Annotated in this window: 19 protein-coding genes and 2 tRNA genes; 4 read left to right on the top strand and 17 right to left on the bottom strand. The window is 51.4% G+C overall.

Translation table 11 applies throughout. From position 1 onward, the window contains the following. Position 1 precedes the first annotated feature (1 nt). The 3 genes from QZT94_RS01590 to QZT94_RS01580 all read left to right on the top strand — a co-directional run bounded on the left by QZT94_RS01590 (position 2) and on the right by QZT94_RS01580 (position 1,885). Positions 2–253 carry a hypothetical protein gene (locus QZT94_RS01590; protein WP_296773115.1) on the top strand — a complete coding sequence of 84 codons (252 nt, stop codon included), beginning with the start codon at positions 2–4 and terminating at the stop codon, positions 251–253. Between the two features lie 155 nt (positions 254–408). Next, entirely contained in the window at positions 409–705 is a 297-nt protein-coding gene (locus tag QZT94_RS01585; RefSeq protein WP_270626749.1) for a hypothetical protein, read from the top strand. A gap of 694 nt (positions 706–1,399) precedes the next feature. After that, complete coding sequence (locus QZT94_RS01580) at positions 1,400–1,885, top strand: hypothetical protein (protein WP_296762884.1); 486 nt, start codon at positions 1,400–1,402, stop codon at positions 1,883–1,885. Positions 1,886–2,066: 181 nt separating this feature from the next. On the opposite strand, the gene QZT94_RS01575 is transcribed toward QZT94_RS01580, so the two are convergent. The 16 genes from QZT94_RS01575 to leuC all read right to left on the bottom strand — a co-directional run bounded on the left by QZT94_RS01575 (position 2,067) and on the right by leuC (position 17,157). Next, positions 2,067–2,139 (bottom strand) — tRNA-Ala (locus QZT94_RS01575). A gap of 129 nt (positions 2,140–2,268) precedes the next feature. Further along, the gene (locus QZT94_RS01570; RefSeq protein ID WP_296762882.1) at positions 2,269–2,916 is read right to left on the bottom strand and encodes a histidine phosphatase family protein; all 648 of its coding nucleotides are present in this window, start codon (positions 2,914–2,916) and stop codon (positions 2,269–2,271) included. A gap of 12 nt (positions 2,917–2,928) precedes the next feature. Beyond that, on the bottom strand, positions 2,929–3,372 hold the full coding sequence (gene rsfS / locus QZT94_RS01565; protein ID WP_296762880.1) for a ribosome silencing factor: 444 nt from the start codon (positions 3,370–3,372) through the stop codon (positions 2,929–2,931). 9 nt (positions 3,373–3,381) lie between these two features. Further along, positions 3,382–6,063, bottom strand: coding sequence for a hypothetical protein (locus QZT94_RS01560; RefSeq protein ID WP_296773113.1), 2,682 nt, complete (start codon positions 6,061–6,063; stop codon positions 3,382–3,384). Further along, a complete protein-coding gene (gene nadD, locus QZT94_RS01555; RefSeq protein WP_072509163.1) occupies positions 6,060–6,680 on the bottom strand; it encodes a nicotinate-nucleotide adenylyltransferase in 621 nt (206 codons plus the stop codon). Before nadD ends, QZT94_RS01560 begins: the two co-directional genes overlap by 4 nt. 195 nt (positions 6,681–6,875) lie before the next feature. Continuing rightward, complete coding sequence (gene obgE, locus QZT94_RS01550) at positions 6,876–8,396, bottom strand: GTPase ObgE (RefSeq protein WP_296762875.1); 1,521 nt, start codon at positions 8,394–8,396, stop codon at positions 6,876–6,878. A gap of 115 nt (positions 8,397–8,511) precedes the next feature. Then, the gene (rpmA, locus tag QZT94_RS01545) at positions 8,512–8,763 is read right to left on the bottom strand and encodes a 50S ribosomal protein L27 (RefSeq protein WP_270627236.1); all 252 of its coding nucleotides are present in this window, start codon (positions 8,761–8,763) and stop codon (positions 8,512–8,514) included. A gap of 30 nt (positions 8,764–8,793) precedes the next feature. Beyond that, positions 8,794–9,114, bottom strand: coding sequence for a 50S ribosomal protein L21 (rplU, locus tag QZT94_RS01540; RefSeq protein ID WP_072509241.1), 321 nt, complete (start codon positions 9,112–9,114; stop codon positions 8,794–8,796). A gap of 205 nt (positions 9,115–9,319) precedes the next feature. Beyond that, a tRNA-His gene (locus QZT94_RS01535) sits at positions 9,320–9,395 on the bottom strand. A 123-nt stretch (positions 9,396–9,518) separates the two neighbouring features. Continuing rightward, positions 9,519–10,433 carry a glutathione synthetase gene (locus QZT94_RS01530; RefSeq protein WP_296762872.1) on the bottom strand — a complete coding sequence of 305 codons (915 nt, stop codon included), beginning with the start codon at positions 10,431–10,433 and terminating at the stop codon, positions 9,519–9,521. Positions 10,434–10,497: 64 nt separating this feature from the next. After that, positions 10,498–11,625, bottom strand: a complete 1,128-nt coding sequence (locus QZT94_RS01525; protein WP_296762870.1) for a D-alanine--D-alanine ligase family protein — start codon at positions 11,623–11,625, stop codon at positions 10,498–10,500. An 11-nt stretch (positions 11,626–11,636) separates the two neighbouring features. After that, entirely contained in the window at positions 11,637–12,659 is a 1,023-nt protein-coding gene (locus tag QZT94_RS01520; protein ID WP_296762868.1) for an NAD(P)H-dependent glycerol-3-phosphate dehydrogenase, read from the bottom strand. 6 nt (positions 12,660–12,665) lie between these two features. Next, on the bottom strand, positions 12,666–13,520 hold the full coding sequence (locus QZT94_RS01515) for a lysophospholipid acyltransferase family protein (RefSeq protein ID WP_296762867.1): 855 nt from the start codon (positions 13,518–13,520) through the stop codon (positions 12,666–12,668). 9 nt (positions 13,521–13,529) lie between these two features. Continuing rightward, positions 13,530–14,849, bottom strand: coding sequence for a UDP-N-acetylglucosamine 1-carboxyvinyltransferase (gene murA, locus QZT94_RS01510; RefSeq protein ID WP_296762865.1), 1,320 nt, complete (start codon positions 14,847–14,849; stop codon positions 13,530–13,532). A gap of 228 nt (positions 14,850–15,077) precedes the next feature. Beyond that, positions 15,078–15,725, bottom strand: a complete 648-nt coding sequence (gene leuD, locus QZT94_RS01505; RefSeq protein WP_296762863.1) for a 3-isopropylmalate dehydratase small subunit — start codon at positions 15,723–15,725, stop codon at positions 15,078–15,080. A 19-nt stretch (positions 15,726–15,744) separates the two neighbouring features. Beyond that, positions 15,745–17,157: a 3-isopropylmalate dehydratase large subunit gene (leuC, locus tag QZT94_RS01500; protein ID WP_296762861.1), complete on the bottom strand. Its 1,413-nt coding sequence runs from the start codon at positions 17,155–17,157 to the stop codon at positions 15,745–15,747. An 89-nt stretch (positions 17,158–17,246) separates the two neighbouring features. Here leuC and QZT94_RS01495 point away from each other — a divergent pair, with 89 nt between their 5' ends. Continuing rightward, positions 17,247–18,014 (top strand): IclR family transcriptional regulator, encoded by a 768-nt coding sequence (locus QZT94_RS01495; RefSeq protein WP_296762859.1) that lies wholly within the window; start codon positions 17,247–17,249, stop codon positions 18,012–18,014. Positions 18,015–18,096: 82 nt separating this feature from the next. Here QZT94_RS01495 and QZT94_RS01490 read toward each other — a convergent pair whose 3' ends face one another. Then, positions 18,097–19,317 carry a glycosyltransferase family 4 protein gene (locus tag QZT94_RS01490; RefSeq protein WP_296762857.1) on the bottom strand — a complete coding sequence of 407 codons (1,221 nt, stop codon included), beginning with the start codon at positions 19,315–19,317 and terminating at the stop codon, positions 18,097–18,099. Between the last annotated feature and the right edge of the window lie 263 nt (positions 19,318–19,580).

Genomic DNA, 19,580 nt, shown 5'->3' with positions numbered 1-19,580 from the left:
AGTGGGAAATCACGTAGGCGTATCTGGGTTAATACCCAAAACTTACACTCCAGAAATTCCCTCACCAGCCGAACTCGCTGGCTCTCGATTACTGTGTGCCAAAGTATGCGATGAACAACCTACAATCAAGAACACTCTTCCAAGACGAGATATTGCCCATATGGCAGCCACAGCTCTTGGATACATCACTTGGGGTGTCGATCAAAATGCTAATGAATATGGATTAGGAGATCTGGGGGGGGTTGGCCTTTAGATCTCTTACAGATTTGGGGTAGCTACCAAAAGTCTGGCTCATCACAAGATCTCTACGCGTGGATACATTCTCACATTGGGGCTACAGGTGACGGTAATGGATTTAGTTATGAGGATGTTTTAGCGGATGCAGATGCTTGGCTAATTGCAAAACACATGAAGAATAACTCATCTGATAAGAGCCTCTCTGAAGCTATGAAAGAGGTTTTCAAGCTAAGTGAAACCAATAGAATCAAACGTTTTTATAGTGATAGGTTTCATAGCAATGGCGACAATCTCGTGGCAGCTTTCCTAACAGTATCAGAAGGTATAGATGCTATGGGGCTAACCAATATCATAGCCACGGACAACCTATTGAAAATGGCGGCACATGCAGATAGATTACCATCACGAGCAGAAGCTGAAGTTATAGCTCGCGCATATGCGGCATTTCTAGCTAATCCTCACCGATAAAACAACTCCATTTTGTGTGGGTGTATGAAGAATAGCTTCATACACCCACACAATGGATTTCTTACTATGCTTATGGAAAAGAAATGATAGCTGAAACGAAATAAATCCATAATGACAGAATGAAAAATAATACTGTTACAGTACCCGTAAATATTTTTAGTGAGCGCTGATCTGAATTCCTTTTAGGGATCGTAACGACACATAATCCAGTAAAGCAGATAATTCGGTTAGAAAACCAAGCAAAGTAACCTAATGTATTTAAGATAAATAATACAAAGAATGCTCTATGCGTATAAAAGTCGTTCCCATCTACAAACGGAGATATGCTTTCAACGCTCGGAGCGTTAGAAAGCACTTTAATAATCCAGTGTTCATCGACATACATTAAAACCGATGGCAGCAAAAGCAGTAAGCCTAACCACCACAGCAATTGCCTGAGATACACAAGGAGAATTCTTCTACGCACGATTGACCTGATTCCGTAATAGTTAGTTTTTTAGCATCTAACTACCATCATAGATGGCGGTGAACAACAAGCGTGGTTAAAGATTTCACGAACAGGGGCGACAGCGCGTCTGGTTAGCACTAAACCAGACGCGCTCCACGAGAAGTTCCCGAAAGTTTTCTCACAAGCAAGTATCGCGCCGTCATCTGGCAATGCAACCACAAATTCTCTACACCCGACCCAGGCAAAATGCCGATCCTACGCGATAATCAGCTGCAAACAATCTTCCAAACAGCGCTCGCCCAGATCATCGAGCAACGCGACCTCATCGACTGGAAACTCTTGCAAACCGTACTCACCGACACCAGCGAGCTAGAAACCCAAGCTGCTGAGCAAGCTGCTGAAATCGAGATCGCCACGAAACTGATCGAGCAAGCTATCAACGCGAATGCACATCAATCCCAAAACCAAGACGACTACCATCAACGCTTCAAGAAGCTAGAACAACGCCAGCGTGAAGCCATCGACGCCTACGAAGCAACCATGGCGGAGATTGAGCGTCGCACAGGCATCAAAGCCACACTCAACCACTACCGGCGCACCCTCACCACACTAGACAGTGTAGGCGACTTTAACCCCGCTACCTTCCACGCCCTATGCCAACGCATCGAGATAGCACCAAGTGGCAAAGCGACCGTGATCTGGAAAGACGGAACCAGCACACCAGAGCAATAGCGGCAAAGACCAGAAATCAAAATCCAGCACCGATCATTTCGGTTGCTGGCTTTCTATTTCCCCAGCTAAACACAACAATTTCGCGTAACCCCTATTTTGGAGCAAACAAGCAATTTTTGGAGCAAAAAGGCAAAACAAAACCTGCTGGCGCGAAATTGTATCAACACCAGCAGGCAGTTAGTGGAGCTAGCGGGAATCGAACCCGCGACCTCTTCCATGCCATGGAAGCGCGCTACCAACTGCGCTATAGCCCCATACAGGTTCTACCGGAAATAATCTGCCCGGCAGACACCAAATAACTTTAACTAACTGAGTACCTTTACTTCAAATCCTCAGCCTGTGTATTCCGACATATCCCCCTTGAACTATCCACTCCCAGTGGATCATTTAGCCATCAAGGCAATACACCCGCTAATATCTCGCGCCGCACCAACGTTGTGCGCCACTAGCCGCCATCCGGGTTTACGCGAGTAAGGAATCAGCGTAGACCAGTGGCAGTTATCCAAGCCGCGCAGCCCTTGCCACGCCAAAGGATCTAGCCCCAGTAGCTTCACTAGCCCTTGGGTGAGGGCGGAACCGTGGGAAACCACAACCAGCACCTCTTCGGCATTTTCAAAATGCTCAGTCACGCATTGCGCTACCCGCATCCCAACTTTCCCGCGAGATTCCACCCCCGCTAACGGACATTCCCCGGTACCTCTCCATTCCTCGTACCGACCCGTAAATCGTGCTTTTAGTTCTTTGACGGACAACCCCTCGAAATCTCCGAATGCACGTTCCCGCAAGCGTTCATCTTTCAGCAGTTGCACGTCCTCACCGCACATACCCTGTAACACCTGTGCGGTTGCCTGAGCGCGCCGTAAATCCGAAGAGATAATCAAATCCGGTTTCAGTTTCGCAAGTTCTTCCGCGGCCGCCTCAGCTTGCGCCAGTCCGACCTCATTAAGCGGAATATCAACCTGACCTTGCACTCGCCCTTGGACGTTATAGTCGGTTTGACCGTGCCGCCAAAAAATAATTTTTTCCGCCATGGGCGCTCTCGTTTAGTCTAAACCGACAATCATCTGTTCGGCTTCTTGATTGGTTAGTCCCTCGCCAGCTGTCTGCGCTCCGGCGAAACCTATCTTGTCAAAATCAGGCAATTCGATTTGGGGACAGTCATTCCAAAGCCGCTCCAAACCGTAGTATTCGCGCTCTTCAGCCAAGAAAATATGAACGATAACCCCCGGTAGCTCCATGAGCACCCAACGAAAATCATCATTACCTTCTATGGTTTTGGGGTCAGCACCTACCTCGTGGCAGGCGTGATCAATTTCGTTCATTATTGCGCGGGCTTGACGCGGATTATCGGCTGAACAAATTACAAAAATATCGGTAATTATTGTTTGAGCCTGAACTTCAATCGCAACAATATCGGTTGCTAGTTTACTAGCAGCAGCTTTAGCAGCTATTTCCGCTAGCTGGCGCGGGTCAGGATGATTGACCAAGAAAAACTCCTATATCTTTATAACGCTTACAGAATCTACGATACCGGGTTCTAGCACTTCGCGCCCTATCGTCTGGGAAATGACTGGACGATCCATGGTTAAAACCATACCTAAAGCAATAATCAGCAAGATTGATAACCGCAATGTCCAGCGCAGGAACGTCTGGATAAACGTTAGCGGTTCTTCTTCCTCGTTTTCCCTGAGTGCTTGTGACGCCCCGGCGCGAGCATCCTCCCGCTCCGGGGCTTCAGCTTTTTTTACTTTTTCTTTTCGTTTTCGCTGCCACCAGTGGCTATTTTCGTCCTGTGGCGGTGTTTGAGGGCTTTGAGCCTGCACGGGGGCGTTTTCTTCACTTTTTGAGGACGAGGGTAAAGACGGGGGTGAAGTCGGCTCGACCGCATTGGTTTGCGCAGTTGGCGCAGAAATCTGGGAAGTTGAACCGGCGGGAGGCGCCGCTATTGTGTCGGCGGCTATAGCTCCGGCTGCTACCGCAACTGAACCCGCACTTGCTGTCGGGACGCTATCGCCAGTTAGGGTGGTGGGCGGCGGAGCGGGGGCAGCCGCTACCGCCGGGACACTTCCGACATCCGGAACACTTGCGACAGCCGGGGCGAGAGCGCGTGGAGCCGGGGCGTAGGTAGAAATTGGCGCGGGCGTGCCCACGGGAGCGCTTACAGAAACCGCAGCCGGTTGAGATTCTGGGTCGAAGCCAGCTGGCAGCGTAGGCCTTATTTGCCCGCTATAGCTACCGCCCGGAGTGCTTTCTGTCGGGTAGGACGTCGAACTATGAGGGGGTGCGGGAGCTACCGCTTGCACTGGGGTAGCGATTTGCGTCAGCGGGGTAGATTGGGTTATTTTCCCTGTTTGCGCGTTCCCCTCCGCTTGCAGCACGGATGCTTGCGAGGTAGGTAAAACTGGCTGCCCGGTCGCTACCGATTGGCGATAATCGGGAGCTACTTGCCCGTCCTGCGGGTTAGCGTGCGAAGGTTGCAGCGCTATCAAGGATTCTTGAGTGGGCTGAGCAGCTACGGGAGGGGCAGGAGCTGGGCGTTGGGCGCTTTGGTGAACATTTTGTGTCGTTTGCGTACCGTTACCGGTCGGGGTGGAGGTTGCTATTTCCGAGGAGGAGGGCGCTAGGGACTGCGCAACCTGCGGGAGTTTCGATATTTGATTAACCCCTGTAACCTGCGAGGGCATTGAGGCGGGCATCGGTGCTCCCTGGGGCGCTGCCATAACCGCCGGCATCGCAGCTGGCTGTGAGGGAGGGGTAACTTTAGGGGTCGTTTGCCGATAACCGGGCACGGCCAGAGCGGAAGTAGTTGCAGCTCCCAGACCGGTTTGGGTCAAAGCCTGCTGGAACATCTCGGCAGCAGAGGTGGCAGTAACGCCCGCAAGACCAGTTTGCGCCACGTCCCTTGCCACGCCAGCAATATTTGGAGACTTTAGGGAAGGATTGGCGCGGTCTGTAGCGGTTACCGGCGCGGCATTTCCTCCAGCTGATTGCGCCGGGACGCTCTGGTGACGAGTATAAGGCGATATTTGCGCTCCCACCTGCGATATTTGCGAACCTAAAGATGTCGTTCCCACTCCCCTATTTGGAGAGGGAGCACTGGGCGCGCTCCCGTCCGGCACGGTAACACTGGACGGCGTAGATACCGGCATTGCCGAGGTTGAAGCCTGGCTAACTGGACGAGCAGTCGCGCTTTGGGCAGCAAACGCTAGTTTATCTGCTAGCGCCTGGTCATCGGCGTTATCGGTTAAAGAAGCAATCGGGTCAATCTTTATTGGCTGAGTAGTGTCCGCCGCGTTCACCGAAGTATCTGCCACCGCCAGCGAAGTATCTATTGCCGGTGGCAGTGAAGCCTCTTGGCTGCCGATAGCGCTTGACCGAGTAGACAGCGCCGGTGCAGCGCTAGCTTGCCTGGAACCGAAAATACGCGAAGTAGAGCTAATGTTGGAGGAAACCGGACGGGGAACTGACTGCTTCTTGACGTCTTTTTGCTGTCTTTCCTGTCCGGAAACGGAGGGACTAGCACTTTTTTGTACGGGCAAATCACCTGGCGAGTCCGTGACCGGTACGCTAGCAGGATTTTGGAAGGAAGCAAGCAGCTCTGCCATCTTTTCGGCTTCGGTTTTTTCAGCCTCGACCTGGCTAGCTAAAACCCGTTGTTCACGCTGTTGCTGTTCGCGAGCGGCAGCGCGTAGAGCTTCTTGTTCTGCTTCCTCTAATTTACGGAGTCGCTCAGCAGCTTGGGCGGCTAAGCGTTCTTGCTCTAGGGCACGCGCCTGCGCTTCCTCCCGTTCTTTCAGGAGTTTTTGCAGGTCAGCCTCGGCTCTAGCACGAGCTTCTTGCGCAACTTTACGCATATGCTGCTTTTCACGATATTCTTGCACCCAGCTCTTACCATCCTGGTCAGGGCTAAGAGTGGAACGCGAATACCCCTCATAGTCGGATTCAGCCCGCCGCTGCTGCCCGCCGATTGCGTCCTCTACCTGGCTAAATCCCTCTCGGATTTGCCCCCAGCGGGATTCTTGGGTGGGCGGCTGCGGTCTGTAGACCTGTCTGCGTCCTCCGTTACGGATTTCTTCAAGCCGGGCGAGCTGCTCTGCGATAGAAATCTGCCCGTATTTGGAAATCGGAGAATAGTTTTGTCCATCAGGATTGGGTGCGAGAAAATCTGTTTCACTCATATCTGGCTGTCCTCCCGATAGAGACCGTATTTCGCAATATATTGCACTACCCCATCTGGAGTTAAATACCAGATGGGAGCCCCGGTAGCTACTCGCTGACGAATATCGGTTGATGATATAGCCATTGCGGGGACCTCTAGTAATGACACTCGATCTGCAGGTAGATTATCCGCTTTTGAAAGGACGTGCCCAGGGCGGGTAACTCCCACGAAACGTGCCAGCTGGAATAGCTCTTCGGCGTTTTTCCAATCCATTATTTGACGTAACGCATCGGCGCCGGTAATAAAAAACAGGTGGCTGCCAGGTCTTTCGCGTTTTAAATCTCGCAGGGTATCTACCGTATAAGTGGTTTGTCCCCGTTCAATATCTACTCGGGAAACCGTGAATCTAGGATTTGAGGCCGTGGCGATAGAAGTCATTAAGTAACGGTGTTCGGGGATGGTTACTCGCCGTCCTTTTTTGAAAGGTTGGGTGGCGGTGGGAACAAAAATTACCTCATCTAGACCGTAGCGGTGTTGTACTTCGGAGGCAGCCACCAGGTGACCGTGATGAATGGGGTCGAAAGTTCCACCCATCACCCCGATGCGTTTGTCATCGACGCTGACGCCTACCGTCATTGAGTTTCCCTTCTTGCCATGTCTGCGCTTGGGCTCTAGTTTCAATCCTACCAAATGTGAACGCTTACTAATATCTGCTTAGGTGGTTTTAGAAAACGTGGTAGGTATTGGTTTTAACTATAGTTGTTGCCATAGTTAATGTTGGTTTCCCGTTTTATTTTTAGGGTTTACGGAATAAAGACCGCTATTTCAGGATTAGTCTTTTGAAGGATCCGTCCATAATCCGCTTTCGCGTTCTTGACGTAGCTGCTTTCTAGCTTCTTCTTTACTGTCCATCATTTGATGATATTGTTCGCGCCGTTCTTGGTTTGTTCGCCGTTTACTGCCTGCAAGTCGCAGGTCTTCGCCTCGCGCCCCTAATAGCTCGACACCCGCGGATTGCATAGGTTCGAAATCGAAAATTACTCCGCCCTCCATCGAGCCAATCACCACGGTATCACCACTGTTAGCGCCTTTTTTAAGTAGTTCTTCTTCTACTCCGTAGGAATAGAGGCGGTCTGCCAGGTAACCGATAGCTTCGTCGTTGCTGAAATCGGTTTGTTTAACCCAGCGTTCGGGTTTTTCTCCCCGTACCTGGTAAATGGGTTCTTGACCAGTAGTGTGAACGGTTACGGTAAAAGCCGCCCCGCCTACGCTTGGGGGACGCAAGATTTGAGTCGGTTGGTCCGTAACCTCTGGTTCTTCCTTGCGCAGTTCAGAAACCATTTTTGCCAGGGTAAACAGCAGCGAGTCTAAACCGTGCCCACTGAGAGCAGAAACCGCATAAACCGGCCACCCAAAGTCTATTAGCGAGCTGGCTTGCAGTTTTGCCATCTCGGTAGCATCGGGAATGTCCATTTTGTTGAGGACGATTACCCGGGGACGCTTGGCTAGGGGAACATATCCGGAGACTTTATCTAGGTCGCTTTGATAGGCAGCTAGTTCAGCTTCGATTGCGTTAATATCATCGACCGGGTTGCGATTTGCCTCCATATTTGCGCAGTCCACGACGTGTACTATTACCGCACATCGTTCAATGTGACGCAAAAAATCTAGCCCTAGCCCTTTACCTTGGGAAGCACCGGGGATTAGACCGGGGACATCGGCAACTGTAAATCTGATGTCTCCTGCTTGCACCACTCCCAGGTTGGGAATCAGGGTGGTAAAAGGATAGTCAGCGATTTTAGGTTTAGCTTCAGAAATTGCCCCTATCAGTGAGGATTTTCCGGAGGAGGGGAATCCGACCAGCCCTACGTCGGCTACTGATTTTAGTTCGAGGACGAGGACGCGGGATTCGCCCTCTTCTCCCAGGAGAGCAAAGCCGGGGGCTTTACGTTTTTTGGTTGCCAGGGCGGCGTTTCCTTTTCCACCGCACCCGCCGTGAGCTACTTCCAGGCGAGTTCCTGCCCCTTGCAGGTCCGCCAAGATTTCGCCGTCTTTGGTTTTAACTACAGTGCCGGCAGGAACTGGGAGCACTAGGTCTGCTCCGTTTGCGCCCTCGCGGTTTGCTCCCATTCCGGGAGTGCCGTTACTGGCTTTGCGGTGGGGTAAATGGTGATAGTCCAATAGGGTGTGGCATTGGGGATCGACCTGCAGGAAAATACTGCCGCCATGTCCCCCATTGCCCCCATCTGGGCCTCCTAGGGGCTTGTATTTTTCTCGCCGAATACTAACGCAGCCGTTACCGCCGTTCCCGGCAGTCACATCGATTTTTACTCGATCAACAAAATTTGCCATCTCTACCCCTTAGAGCTTCAGCGAAAAAGCCTTAACCTATTAAGCCCAGGCGCCAATATATAAGTTTAGCGGGGTCGCTAGGCGACCCCGCTATCTTTAAGCTATCAGTTTTGCCTTAGGCGGAAACTACGTTTACGACCTTGCGACCGCGTTTGCGACCGAATTCAACGCAGCCAGCAGCTAACGCAAACAGGGTGTCATCTTTACCCATTCCTACGTTCGTACCGGGGTGATATTTGCTTCCCCGCTGACGAACCAGGATTTCTCCGGCATTAACTACTTCGCCACCGTAACGCTTAATCCCCAGGTACTGCGGGTTAGAGTCACGGCCGTTAGAAGAGGAACCTAGCCCTTTCTTATGTGCCATTTTTCTTTTCCTTTCTTAGTTTCCCCGAGATTAGGCGATTTTGGTGATTTTAACTTGGGTCAGCTTGGCGCGATGACCCATCCGGCGAGTGTATCCGGTTTTGTTCTTGAACTTAAGAATCCGAACCTTTGGACCTTTTGTTTGTTCCAAAACTTCGCCAGTCACCTTGATTTTTTCCAAATCAGCGGCATCGGAGGTGATCTTGTCACCATCAACTACCATCACTGGAGCAAAGTCGATGCTGTCGCCAACCTCTGCTGCCAGTTTATCGACGACAACTATATCTCCGACGGAGACTTTTTCTTGATGTCCGCCCGCTTTGACAATCGCGTAGACCACTTTGCTGCTCATTTCCTTAGTCACGTACATTATTCTTTCTTTTTGAGGACGAGGGTTACCTGTTCCTCAAGAAGAATCAGTATCGACTAACTAGACTAGCCGATACTGGCGGCGTTTATCAAACAAATTCCCTGTCCAGACGGTGTGTTATCTACCACCGAGATTCAAAGAAAGTGTTTGAACTACCTTCACGACAAACTGCCAGGCAGTTGCCGTCTGGGGTGGCTGACGGGGCTCGAACCCGCGACGTCCTGGACCACAACCAGGTGCTCTACCAACTGAACTACAGCCACCATTTATCGCTTAGCGACGACTATCCACTCTATCTAACCAAGGGCTGGAGATAAAATTTTTGCCACCAAGGACGGATATGTATCCGCTCACACCCGCCATATATGCAGGTGAAAGCGATATGTCTACCAGAAAACTCGGTTGCAGATTGCATCTGCGAAAGTTTGAATCCCATCGGGGCGGGTACGCAAATACAAAGATCCGTCTACTGGAGATACTTCCATCAGGTAAAAGGAACCTTTCCCATCGGGAACCATATCTACCCGCAAGAACAGTAGATGCTGGTCATGCCCGAGACGGTCTTTAATCATGTGATGAATAGCTGAACGCACCTTTTCCCCAAAAATCCATTCTTCGGGCCTAGGTTCGCGGTTACCGGTAACCTCTTCTTCTGCCTGCAGCTCGGTAGTGTTCGGGTTGGTAAGCATAGCCGCTTTTTCTACTGAATGCGACAGCACCCCATTCATATACACCAGCGAGTATTCACCGTGGGCATCTACTTCCGAGAGGTAACGTTGTACCATTACCGAGCGCCCCTCTTGCAGGAGGCGATAAGCATGAGTTATCGCTGCCATCCTCGCCATACCGTTATTTGCGTCGTAGCGCCCCATTTCGCGTCCCCCGGAGGAAACTGCCGGCTTGACTACGAACTCTCCATAGGCGGGAAAACGGGTATGTACCTGGTGTTTGTTTAGATTCTGTTCCGGTTCTAGCCAAGTTGTAGGAATTACCGGCACTCCCTGTCCTTGCAAATGGAGTAGGTAATGTTTATCGGTAGCCCATTCGCTCACATCTGCCGGGTTTAATAGGCGGGGAACGCTATGTGCCCACTTAACAAACTGTTCACGGTGGGTAGCGTAGTCTCTAACTGAACGGATTACGCATACTCCGGCTTCTTCCCAATCCACCTGGGGATCATTCCAAATCGCAATCCGCGCGTCTAGCCCGCGTGAGTTCAGTTCCTCGACTAGCCCTGCCTCGTCCTCAGTCAAATTCGGATATTGCCCGCTGGTTACTAAGGTAACGCGTTTTTTCGCCATATCTCCAACCCTATTTGTTTACTTTTGTTTACCGCTAAATAAGTGCCTTGAATTGCTGGTTTTTCTATCTCAGACCTACCGGGCGTGTCAAGGCTAATGAAATCAATTCTTCCATGAGCTGCGGATAATCAACCCCCATATATTCCCACAGTTTCGGGTACATAGAAAATGGAGTAAAGCCGGGCATCGTATTTACCTCATTGATTACTACCTGGTCTTTGGCGGTATCGACAAAGAAATCTACCCGAGCTAGCCCTTCACACCCCAGCGCCTCGAAAGCTTTACCAGCAAAATCACGCACCTGGCTAGCTAAATGGGCAGGAATCTGTGCCGGTATTTCCAAAGCAACCGCGTCCTCTGCGAAATACTTGGTTTGGTAGTCATAGAAATCAACATCGCTTCGCATGGCTATCCGCCCTGGTTCGCTGGTACGGGCGCGACCGTCCCGCCCTTGGAGCACCGCACATTCTATTTCTAGACCAGTAAGTTCTGCTTCTACAATCACTTTCGGGTCAATCTGTTGCGCCCTTTCAATTGCTTCTTCCAAAGCATCAGCTGAGTTTACTTTGCTGATTCCTAAGGACGAGCCGGCGCGGGCTGGTTTCACAAATACCGGCATCCCCAAGGGCGCTAAACGTTTAAGTACCGAGAATCGGTCTTGTTGCCACTGGGCGGCGCTCACGGTCTCCCATTTGCCGGCTGGCAGCCCTGCCTGATGCAATAATACTTTCGTGGTGGGCTTATCCATAGCCGCAGCCGAGGCCAGCACCCCGCAACCTACATAGGGCAGGTGCATCATTTCCAACAGCCCCTGTACGGTCCCATCCTCTCCGAAAGGTCCATGTAGCAGCGGGAATACCACATCAAAGGTTCCTAGATCAGCAAGGGAAAATTCGCTGCCTAGCTGAGTGGGTAGGCTAATTGCTTTCCCAGTACCGGGAGCCAGGAATAGCTGCCGCTTGGCGGGAGGTACGCTCGCCACTTTACCTTCCCGGATTTGGAACTGCTCAGAGCTAAAATCGAGGGGTACCCATTGCCCTTGAGCAGTGATACCTACGGTTACTACCTCATAACGCTCAGGGTTGATTGCTTCTACCACTGCGGCAGCGGTCGCACAAGAAATCCCGTGCTCACCCGATTCTCCCCCGAACAGGACTAATACTCGGGGTTTCTGGTTTTCTGCTAACGCCATAGCTATCCTCTCTACACCAATCGCGCTCTAGGACCGTCGGTTACCCGCGGCCCAGAACTCAAAGATATTAACGCTTCTTCTAAAGTCTGTTTCCCACTGATTACCCGGTAGGCTGCGGAGGTAATCGGCATGGATACTCCCTTGCGGTGTGCCAATTCGCGCACTACCGGACAAGATCGCGCCCCCTCGACTGTGCCAGCAGATACTTTTAGCGCTTCGTCTATACTCATCCCTTGTCCTAGACGATAGCCGAATGAAAAATTTCTAGACGAGGACGAAGAGCAGGTTGCTACCAGGTCGCCAAGACCGGCCAGCCCCAGGAAGGTTTCTGATTTCGCACCCATCGCCACCCCTAGGCGCACCATTTCCGCTAGTCCGCGAGTAATCAGGAACGAGCGGGAGTTCACTCCCAGCCCGAGTCCTTCAGCTGCCCCCACTGCCATGGCGATAATGTTTTTTACTACTCCTCCGATTTCCACCCCGACTATATCTTCAGCCACATAGGGGCGGAAATAATGGGTATGGATTCTGGAAGCTACCAATCCAGCTCGCCAGGAATCTTGCCCGGCAACTGCCGCTCCGGTAGGTTCGTGACGAGCGATTTCTACCGAAAGGTTAGGTCCAGAAATCGCTACGATTCTTGAGGGATGGATTGCCCCGGCGGTGGCAATCACCTCGGTCATGGTTTGCAGACTTCCGGCTTCTAACCCTTTTACCAGCGATATTATGGTGGCGTTTAGAGTTAAAAATCCCCGTATCTGCTCCATTAGGGCTCGCACCCCGTTTGAGGGAATGGAGACCACCACCATGGTCGCGCCCTCGCAGACCCATTGTAAATCACTGGAGGCGCTTATTCCCTGCAGTTTTATATCGGGCACGTAGCGAGGATTTTCCCCCCGGTTGATTTGTTCTGCTAGTTCTGCCCTACGCGCCCAAAGCCTGACTTCATTCCCGGCGTCTACCAGTATTTGTGCAAATACGGTCCCCCATGCGCCTGCGCCGAGGACGGCGACTTTGCGACCTGAGGATGACATTACAAACTACCCTTCCTGCTTAGGGGTAGAGGGCGCGGCGGCGCTATCCAGCTTCAAATACGGGTCCAGTTCCCCTGGTTTGCGCTGGGTAGGCAGTTTTCCGGGATTATCGGCTCTCCAGGCTTTAGCTGCCGCAGCCAGCTGCTTCTTGGAGGGCAGACGCACAGATTTTCGGTCTAGAGGACGATGGGGCATTTTTGTTTCCCGGATTTGTTCTAGTCCGCGACAGATTGCGGTTTCAATTCTTGCGGTCGCCTGGTACCAGCTTTCAGGGTCATCGGCTCGCTCATAAAGGTCGGATAAATCTAATGGCGGTAGCGCCTTAACCCACACGTCTTTTTTACCTTTAAGATTGGGGTGTTTTCCATAACGGTCGAGGACGTCTTGGGCTCCCCACTGCACCACTGGCACTAGCGGAACTTGGGCTCGTAGCGCCATCCGCGCCGCCCCGGTTTTCATGCGCATCGGCCAAAAATCGGGGTCGCGGGTTAGGGTACCTTCCCCGTAAACCGTGATGCATTCTCCGGCTTGTAAACCTGCAATCGCGGCCGCTAGGGCGTCGCGTGATTGACTGGATTCTCGGTAAACCGGGATTTGCCCACAAGAACGCATAATCGAACCCAAAACCGGAACTCTGAACAGTTCTTCTTTACACAGAATCCGTACCGGATATCCGGCACTGGTCATGAAATGCATAATGGTCATGGAGTCAAACTCGGAAATGTGGTTTACTACCGCTACGAACCCGCCGTCTTTGGGCAGATTTTCCTGCCCTTCCCAATGCCGGCGAGTAAGCGCCCCCACCGGTATCCGCGCCACACGCACACAAAACTTATAGAAGCGAGAGAACTGCCCGGCCATAGTTACCCCTTATCTTTCCAGCTTTACTTGCGCACCTAACGTTCCCAGCTTAGTGAGGAAATGTTCGTATCCGCGGCTAATCATATCGATTCCATGCACTGTAGATTTACCCTCGGCGGCTAGTGCCGCAATCAGGTGCGAGAACCCTCCCCGCAGGTCGGGGATAGTAATATCGGCTCCATGTAACGGGGTCGGCCCGGAAATCGCGGCGGAATGATAATAGTTTCTTTGCCCGAAACGGCAGGCTAGACCGGTTAAGCATTCGCGGTATAGCTGGATTTGTGCTCCCATTTGATTGAGGGCACGGGTAAAACCAAAACGGTTCTCGTATACGGTTTCGTGGACAATCGAAAGTCCCCGGGCTTGAGTAAGCGCTACCACCATGGGTTGTTGCCAATCGGTCATAAAACCGGGATGTACATTGGTTTCTAGCACAATTGGTTTTAGTTCCCCGCCGGGATGGTAGAAGCGAATCCCGTCTGGCTCTACCGAAAAAGCGCCGCCGACTTTTCTAAACATATTTAGGAAAGTAATCATTTCCGGTTGGGAAGCGCCTTCAACAAATACATCCCCTTGGGTGGCAAGCGCAGCTGATGCCCACGAGGCTGCCTCGATTCTATCTGCCAGAGCAGTATGGTTGAAGCCCTCTAGGTATTCAACCCCTTCAATCCGGATAGTGCGGTCCGTATCTACGCTGATAATGGCTCCCATCTTTTGGAGTACATTGATCAGATCCATGATTTCCGGTTCGATAGCTGCCCCGCGCAGCTCGGTAATTCCTTCGGCTTGCACCCCGGCGAGCAGGGTTTGTTCGGTTGCCCCTACCGAGGGATAGGGCAAGTCGATTACGGCTCCCTTAAGCCCATCGGGAGCAGCGATATGGATCCCTGACCCCAGTTTGTCTATTTTTGCGCCAAAGGAACGCAAAATTGAGAGGTGAAAATCGACCGGACGATCACCGATAACACATCCACCCAGGTCAGGTATAATTGCTTCTTTTAAGCGGTGCAGGAGCGGTCCGCAAAACAGAATCGGGATTCTAGAAGATCCTGCCAGGGTGTCGATACTGGCTACCTGCGCGGCCTCTACGTTTGAGGGATCAATATAGAGCTGACCACTAGCGGATTCGTATTCGGTTTTTACCCCGTGTAGTTCAAGCAGCCCACATACAATATCTACGTCACGAATCAGGGGAACATTGTTTAATGTGGAGGGGGTCTTGCCTAGCAGCGCCGCCACCATTGCTTTCGGGACAAAATTCTTTGCGCCTCGAACCTTTATTCGCCCCGTTAAGGGATGTCCGCCTTGTACTTTAAGAACCGGCTCCACGTGTTACTTCCTTTTCCGCTTTTCCCAGTGTTTCTAGTCTACCCGTCTGCGCGCTCGGAAATAGCCACCAGGGAAGAATTGCGCCTTTAGCGAGGACGAGCCTTGACTAAAGACACAACTAGGGGCGGTAGTGGCGGATTCTCTGGCGGGAAGCGCAATGGCTAAACTACTTTCCTTACCCTCTAGTTACAAAACCTTTTCCCCGGCAAACCGCCCTACATATTGGGGCTAAGTCTGCGAGGATACTGGTTGAGCAGAGATAACCGGCGTCGTCGGAAAAAGTTTTATGGGCAGAGTTCGTGGCAAAAATTCGGCTCGCACCTGCTCGAAAGCACTAATCGCGTCCTCGTCACGCAAAGTAAGATCAATATCGTCCAGCCCCTCCATCAGGCGCCAGCGCGTATAGTCATCAATTTCAAAACTACAGGTAAAAGATCCGCAGACTATCTGACATTTTTCAAGGTCTACGGTTATTTTTATACCGGGTTCTTCCTCCATAAGTTTCCACAAGATATGACAGTCATCCAGGCTTATTACCCCTGCGACCATGCCATCTTTTTCGCAGTTACCGCGAAAAATATCCGCAAATTTGGGAGCCAGCACCACTTTGAAACCATAGTCGCGCAGTGCCCAAACCGCGTGTTCCCGGCTAGAACCAGTACCAAAATCCGGACCGGCTACCAGCACTGAACCGCTCGCATAGGGGTCAAGATTGAGCACGAAGTCTTTATCTTGTCTCCAAGCGGCAAATAGCCCATCTTCAAAACCGCTCTTGGTTACCCGCTTCAAATAAACCGCGGGAATAATCTGGTCGGTATCTACATTGGAGCGGCGCAGCGGCACTCCTACCCCGGTATGGGAAACAAATTTATCCATGCTGTTACGCTTTCTTCCCTTAAACTTCTTGCTCTAAATCCTCAGGGCTGGCAAGGTATCCTTTAACCGCAGTAGCTGCTGCAATTGCAGGAGAAACTAAATGGGTACGAGAGTTTTTTCCTTGCCGCCCCTCAAAGTTTCGGTTCGAGGTAGAGGCCGAGCGCTCGCCCTCCCCCAGTTTGTCGGGATTCATCCCTAAACACATTGAGCAGCCCGCATTTCGCCACTGCGCCCCGAAATCGGTAAAGATTTTATCTAAACCTTCCGCTTCGGCCTGTAAACGTACCCGCGCCGAGCCCGGTACTACTAGGACGCGCATCCCTTTAGCTTTCTTTCGTCCTCGCCAAACCTGGGCTACGGTACGTAAATCTTCGATACGTCCATTAGTGCATGAACCGATAAAAACGGTGTCTATTTTGATTTCCCGCATCAGCGTACCGGGGGTTAGCCCCATATATTTGAGGGCGCGACGCGCGGCATCCCGCTCACTATCTGAGGTTATTTGTTCTGGATTGGGCACTTTCCCACTGAGCGACACCCCCTGCCCAGGATTAGTTCCCCAGGTTACAAAAGGTTCGATACTATCTGCCGGGATAGTTATTTCCCGGTCAAAGCGGGCATCTTTATCACTTTTAAGACTTTCCCAATAACGCAACGCCTGCTGCCAGTGGATGCCCTCTGGGGCATGAGGACGCCCTTTAATATAGTCAAAAGTGGTCTGGTCAGGGGCGATCATTCCTGCCCGCGCCCCGGCCTCGATTGACATATTACAGATAGTCATCCTCCCTTCCATGGAAAGATTTTCGATAGCTTCGCCCCGGTACTCGATTACGTATCCTTGACCTCCGCCGGTACCGATTTTGGCGATAATAGTTAGGATAATATCTTTCGCAAAAACTCCGGGACGTAGCTTTCCGGGGATATTAATCGCCATGGTTTTGAATGGTTTTAACGGCAGAGTTTGAGTGGCCAGCACCTGCTCTACCTGTGAAGTTCCAATTCCGAAAGCGAGCGCACCAAAAGCTCCGTGAGTGGAAGTATGCGAATCTCCGCAAACTATGGTCATTCCCGGCTGTGTAAGGCCCAGCTGCGGGCCGACCACGTGCACAATCCCCTGGTCGCTATCCCCTAGGGAGTGCAGCCGAATTCCGAACTCTTTAGCGTTTTCACGCAGGGTACGAATTTGAGTAGCGGAAGTTTTGTCTTTAATCGGTAAATCAATGTCGATAGTCGGGGTGTTGTGATCTTCAGTAGCAATCGTGAGATCTGGGCGGCGGACTTTTCTCCCCACCATCCGCAATCCAGCGAACGCCTGGGGACTGGTTACTTCGTGACAGAGGTGAAGGTCAATGTAGAGCAAATCGGGCGCGCCGTTTTCGCCATTTTTTACAACGTGAGCTGCCCAAACTTTCTCTGCAAGAGTTCGCCCCATATGCGTCTCCTAGGTTTATGCTGGTAAACTTAGACTATCTTTGAAAAGTGTAGTTGGAATTTCAAGCTATAAGATGGCAGTATCAAAGCATGGACAATAATAATGATGGAAGTGGAGTCGGAGTTCTCGACAAAGCTGTACTTGTCTTAGCCGCCCTCGAGGCTGGTCCAGGAACCCTAGCCCAATTAGTTACCAGTACCGGGCTTGCTCGCCCTACTGCCCATCGGATTGCAGTAGCTTTGGAGTATCACCGCTTTGTAGCCCGGGATGTTCATGGTCGTTTTATTTTAGGTCCTAGAATCGCAGAATTAGCTTCCGCTGCCGGTGAAGATAGGCTGCTGGCATCTGCCCGCCCGATTCTGAAGGCGCTTTGTGAGCATACCCAAGAGTCTACGCAAATGTATCGTCGCCAAGGAGACCAGCGCATAGTGGTCGCTAGCTGTGAATCTCCTTTAGGGCTGCGCGACTCCACCCCCACCGGTTCTACCTTGTCCATGAAAGCTGGCTCTGCCGCTCAAATCCTCCTTGCCTGGGAAGAACCCGATCGTTTACATCGGGGCTTGCAGGGTGCGTCTTTTACTGCCACTCAGCTTTCGGTGGTTCGTCGGCGTGGTTGGGCGCAATCTATTGGGGAACGCGAACCTGGTCTGGCTTCGGTATCTGCTCCGGTACGTATGGCTTCGGGAAAAGTTGTGGCAGCGTTGAGTGTTTCCGGGCCGATTGACCGCATGGGTCGTCAGCCAGGCAGGATTCACGGTCCGGCAGTAGTGGCTGCTGCCAGCCGACTTTCAGATTTTATGCGCCGTGCGGAAGGAATTATTGCCAGCAAGAAGAACCAGGTACAGGTAGCAGAGTAATATCTCTCGTTTCGCCAGTATGCATATTCGGGAGGTTTTATTCTTCTACCGGCAGAGCACGGGCCGACTTATTGCTTAGGGGTTATTTTGAGGCGCGAGTGGAGCTTTTTCGGCTCTCCTGGGCTTGCTGATAGGCAGCTAGGGTAGCTTGCAGGCTTCGTTCCCATGAAACTGGGCTGGGCTGTTGGATACAGTTTTGATGCATTTTCTGGAATCTTCCCTCTAGCAGGGCAGCAGCGGTTTTTTCAGCTAGTGTGTAATCATTTTCCGCACTAATACCGGTGATTCCCTCATTTATGAGGTCGCTAACTGGGCTTTGTTGCAAAGTAGCCAGTGGCAATCCGCTCGCCCTAGCTTCCGCAGCCGCGATTCCGAAACTCTCGTTCAGGCACAGGGTAATAAAAAAATCTGCTTGCCGGTAGGCTTTAAGCAATCCCACCTGGTCTTTGCGTCCTAGTAAACGTACTTGCCCTTTTCGGACCTGGGAGCACCTTTTTAGGAATGGTTCGAGAGCGCCCTCTCCGAAGATATTTAATCTTAGTTCCCCCGCTTGACCTAGAATCTGGTTTACAGCGCTGGTGAATTTAATGAGCGCTAAAGGTCGTTTCCGGGGCATCAGGCGAATCGCGCTTACGGCTTCAAAGCTGGCTTTGCCTGCGTTTTTCCTTTCTGATTGCCTGATTGTCTGGTTAGTTGCGCTAGATTCTACTTGATTACCTAGGACGAAACTTGAGCGCTTAGTCTCGGGTTTATCTTTTGGAGGAGCCCAGAATTCAGTATCAATTCCATTCGGTATTATTGGCCATCGACGCCGCCTATTGGGGCTTACTAACTGATTAATTTGTGCTTCCATCAGTGAGGAAACACCGGAAAACAAAATCCCGGCATCAACCCAACGGTTAAAAAATCCGCTAGCTCGCATCAGCGGTGCCCAGGTAGCGAGTTCGCAGTGAAAGGTAACTAAGGTGGGAATATCTAGTGTTTTAGCAATTTCCAAGGCTAAATGGGCAAATGGGGACAAAACCCCTACGTGTATATGAAGGAGGTCAAAATGTGGAAATATGGCAGGAAAAAAGCGCCCCGCAAACGTATTCATAGGAGTAAATCCTAAAGTGGGCATTCCTAAACGGTGTACCGGAATTTGGTCTTCTAGTCTGCGACCAACAAATGATCCATCTCTGGTGGCAGTAATAACTTCTGGGGAATACCCAAATGATTTAAGTTGCTGCGCTAAGTTGTAGGTTTGGGTTTCAATACCGCCCATATGGGGCGGGTAGCAGTCCGTTACAATCGCGATACGCATGGTTTTATTCTATCTTTAGTTTCCGGGCTAGAGCCTATTGAGTAAGACAGATTCGTGATAGGCGCCTAGAGGCTATAGCGGGGCTAACATCTTACGGGTTTTTGGGGTTTTTGTTTTTGCTAGTGTGGGGTGTTTGGGTTGGTTGTTTCGGGTTATTGCCCGGATGGGGGTTGTTTTTTGGTGTGTATATGTGAGGAGACCAAACCCTTTAGGGGGGTTTGGTCTCCTGTTTAGTGGGGTTGCGGTGGTTTCTTACTCTCCCG

This window comes from Varibaculum sp., assembly GCF_008661855.1.
Lineage (GTDB): Bacteria > Actinomycetota > Actinomycetes > Actinomycetales > Actinomycetaceae > Varibaculum > Varibaculum timonense_A.
The sequence above is the reverse complement of the archived record's forward strand: the minus strand, read 5'-3'. Positions and strand labels throughout refer to the sequence as shown.

Excerpts from the sequence above, each read along its gene's own strand:
- leuC (WP_296762861.1), bottom strand. The coding sequence starts at position 17,157 with ATGGGGCGAACTCTTGCAGAGAAAGTTTGGGCAGCTCACGTTGTAAAA.
- nadD (WP_072509163.1), bottom strand. The coding sequence starts at position 6,680 with ATGACGGTAGGCGTCAGCGTCGATGACAAACGCATCGGGGTGATGGGT.
- QZT94_RS01585 (WP_270626749.1), top strand. The coding sequence starts at position 409 with ATGAAGAATAACTCATCTGATAAGAGCCTCTCTGAAGCTATGAAAGAG.
- QZT94_RS01490 (WP_296762857.1), bottom strand. The coding sequence starts at position 19,317 with ATGCGTATCGCGATTGTAACGGACTGCTACCCGCCCCATATGGGCGGT.
- obgE (WP_296762875.1), bottom strand. The coding sequence starts at position 8,396 with ATGGCAAATTTTGTTGATCGAGTAAAAATCGATGTGACTGCCGGGAAC.
- QZT94_RS01560 (WP_296773113.1), bottom strand. The coding sequence starts at position 6,063 with ATGAGTGAAACAGATTTTCTCGCACCCAATCCTGATGGACAAAACTAT.
- QZT94_RS01525 (WP_296762870.1), bottom strand. The coding sequence starts at position 11,625 with ATGGCGTTAGCAGAAAACCAGAAACCCCGAGTATTAGTCCTGTTCGGG.
- QZT94_RS01515 (WP_296762867.1), bottom strand. The coding sequence starts at position 13,520 with ATGGCCGGGCAGTTCTCTCGCTTCTATAAGTTTTGTGTGCGTGTGGCG.
- QZT94_RS01495 (WP_296762859.1), top strand. The coding sequence starts at position 17,247 with ATGGACAATAATAATGATGGAAGTGGAGTCGGAGTTCTCGACAAAGCT.
- QZT94_RS01520 (WP_296762868.1), bottom strand. The coding sequence starts at position 12,659 with ATGTCATCCTCAGGTCGCAAAGTCGCCGTCCTCGGCGCAGGCGCATGG.
- rplU (WP_072509241.1), bottom strand. The coding sequence starts at position 9,114 with ATGAGCAGCAAAGTGGTCTACGCGATTGTCAAAGCGGGCGGACATCAA.
- rpmA (WP_270627236.1), bottom strand. The coding sequence starts at position 8,763 with ATGGCACATAAGAAAGGGCTAGGTTCCTCTTCTAACGGCCGTGACTCT.
- QZT94_RS01530 (WP_296762872.1), bottom strand. The coding sequence starts at position 10,433 with ATGGCGAAAAAACGCGTTACCTTAGTAACCAGCGGGCAATATCCGAAT.
- QZT94_RS01570 (WP_296762882.1), bottom strand. The coding sequence starts at position 2,916 with ATGGCGGAAAAAATTATTTTTTGGCGGCACGGTCAAACCGACTATAAC.
- leuD (WP_296762863.1), bottom strand. The coding sequence starts at position 15,725 with ATGGATAAATTTGTTTCCCATACCGGGGTAGGAGTGCCGCTGCGCCGC.
- QZT94_RS01580 (WP_296762884.1), top strand. The coding sequence starts at position 1,400 with ATGCCGATCCTACGCGATAATCAGCTGCAAACAATCTTCCAAACAGCG.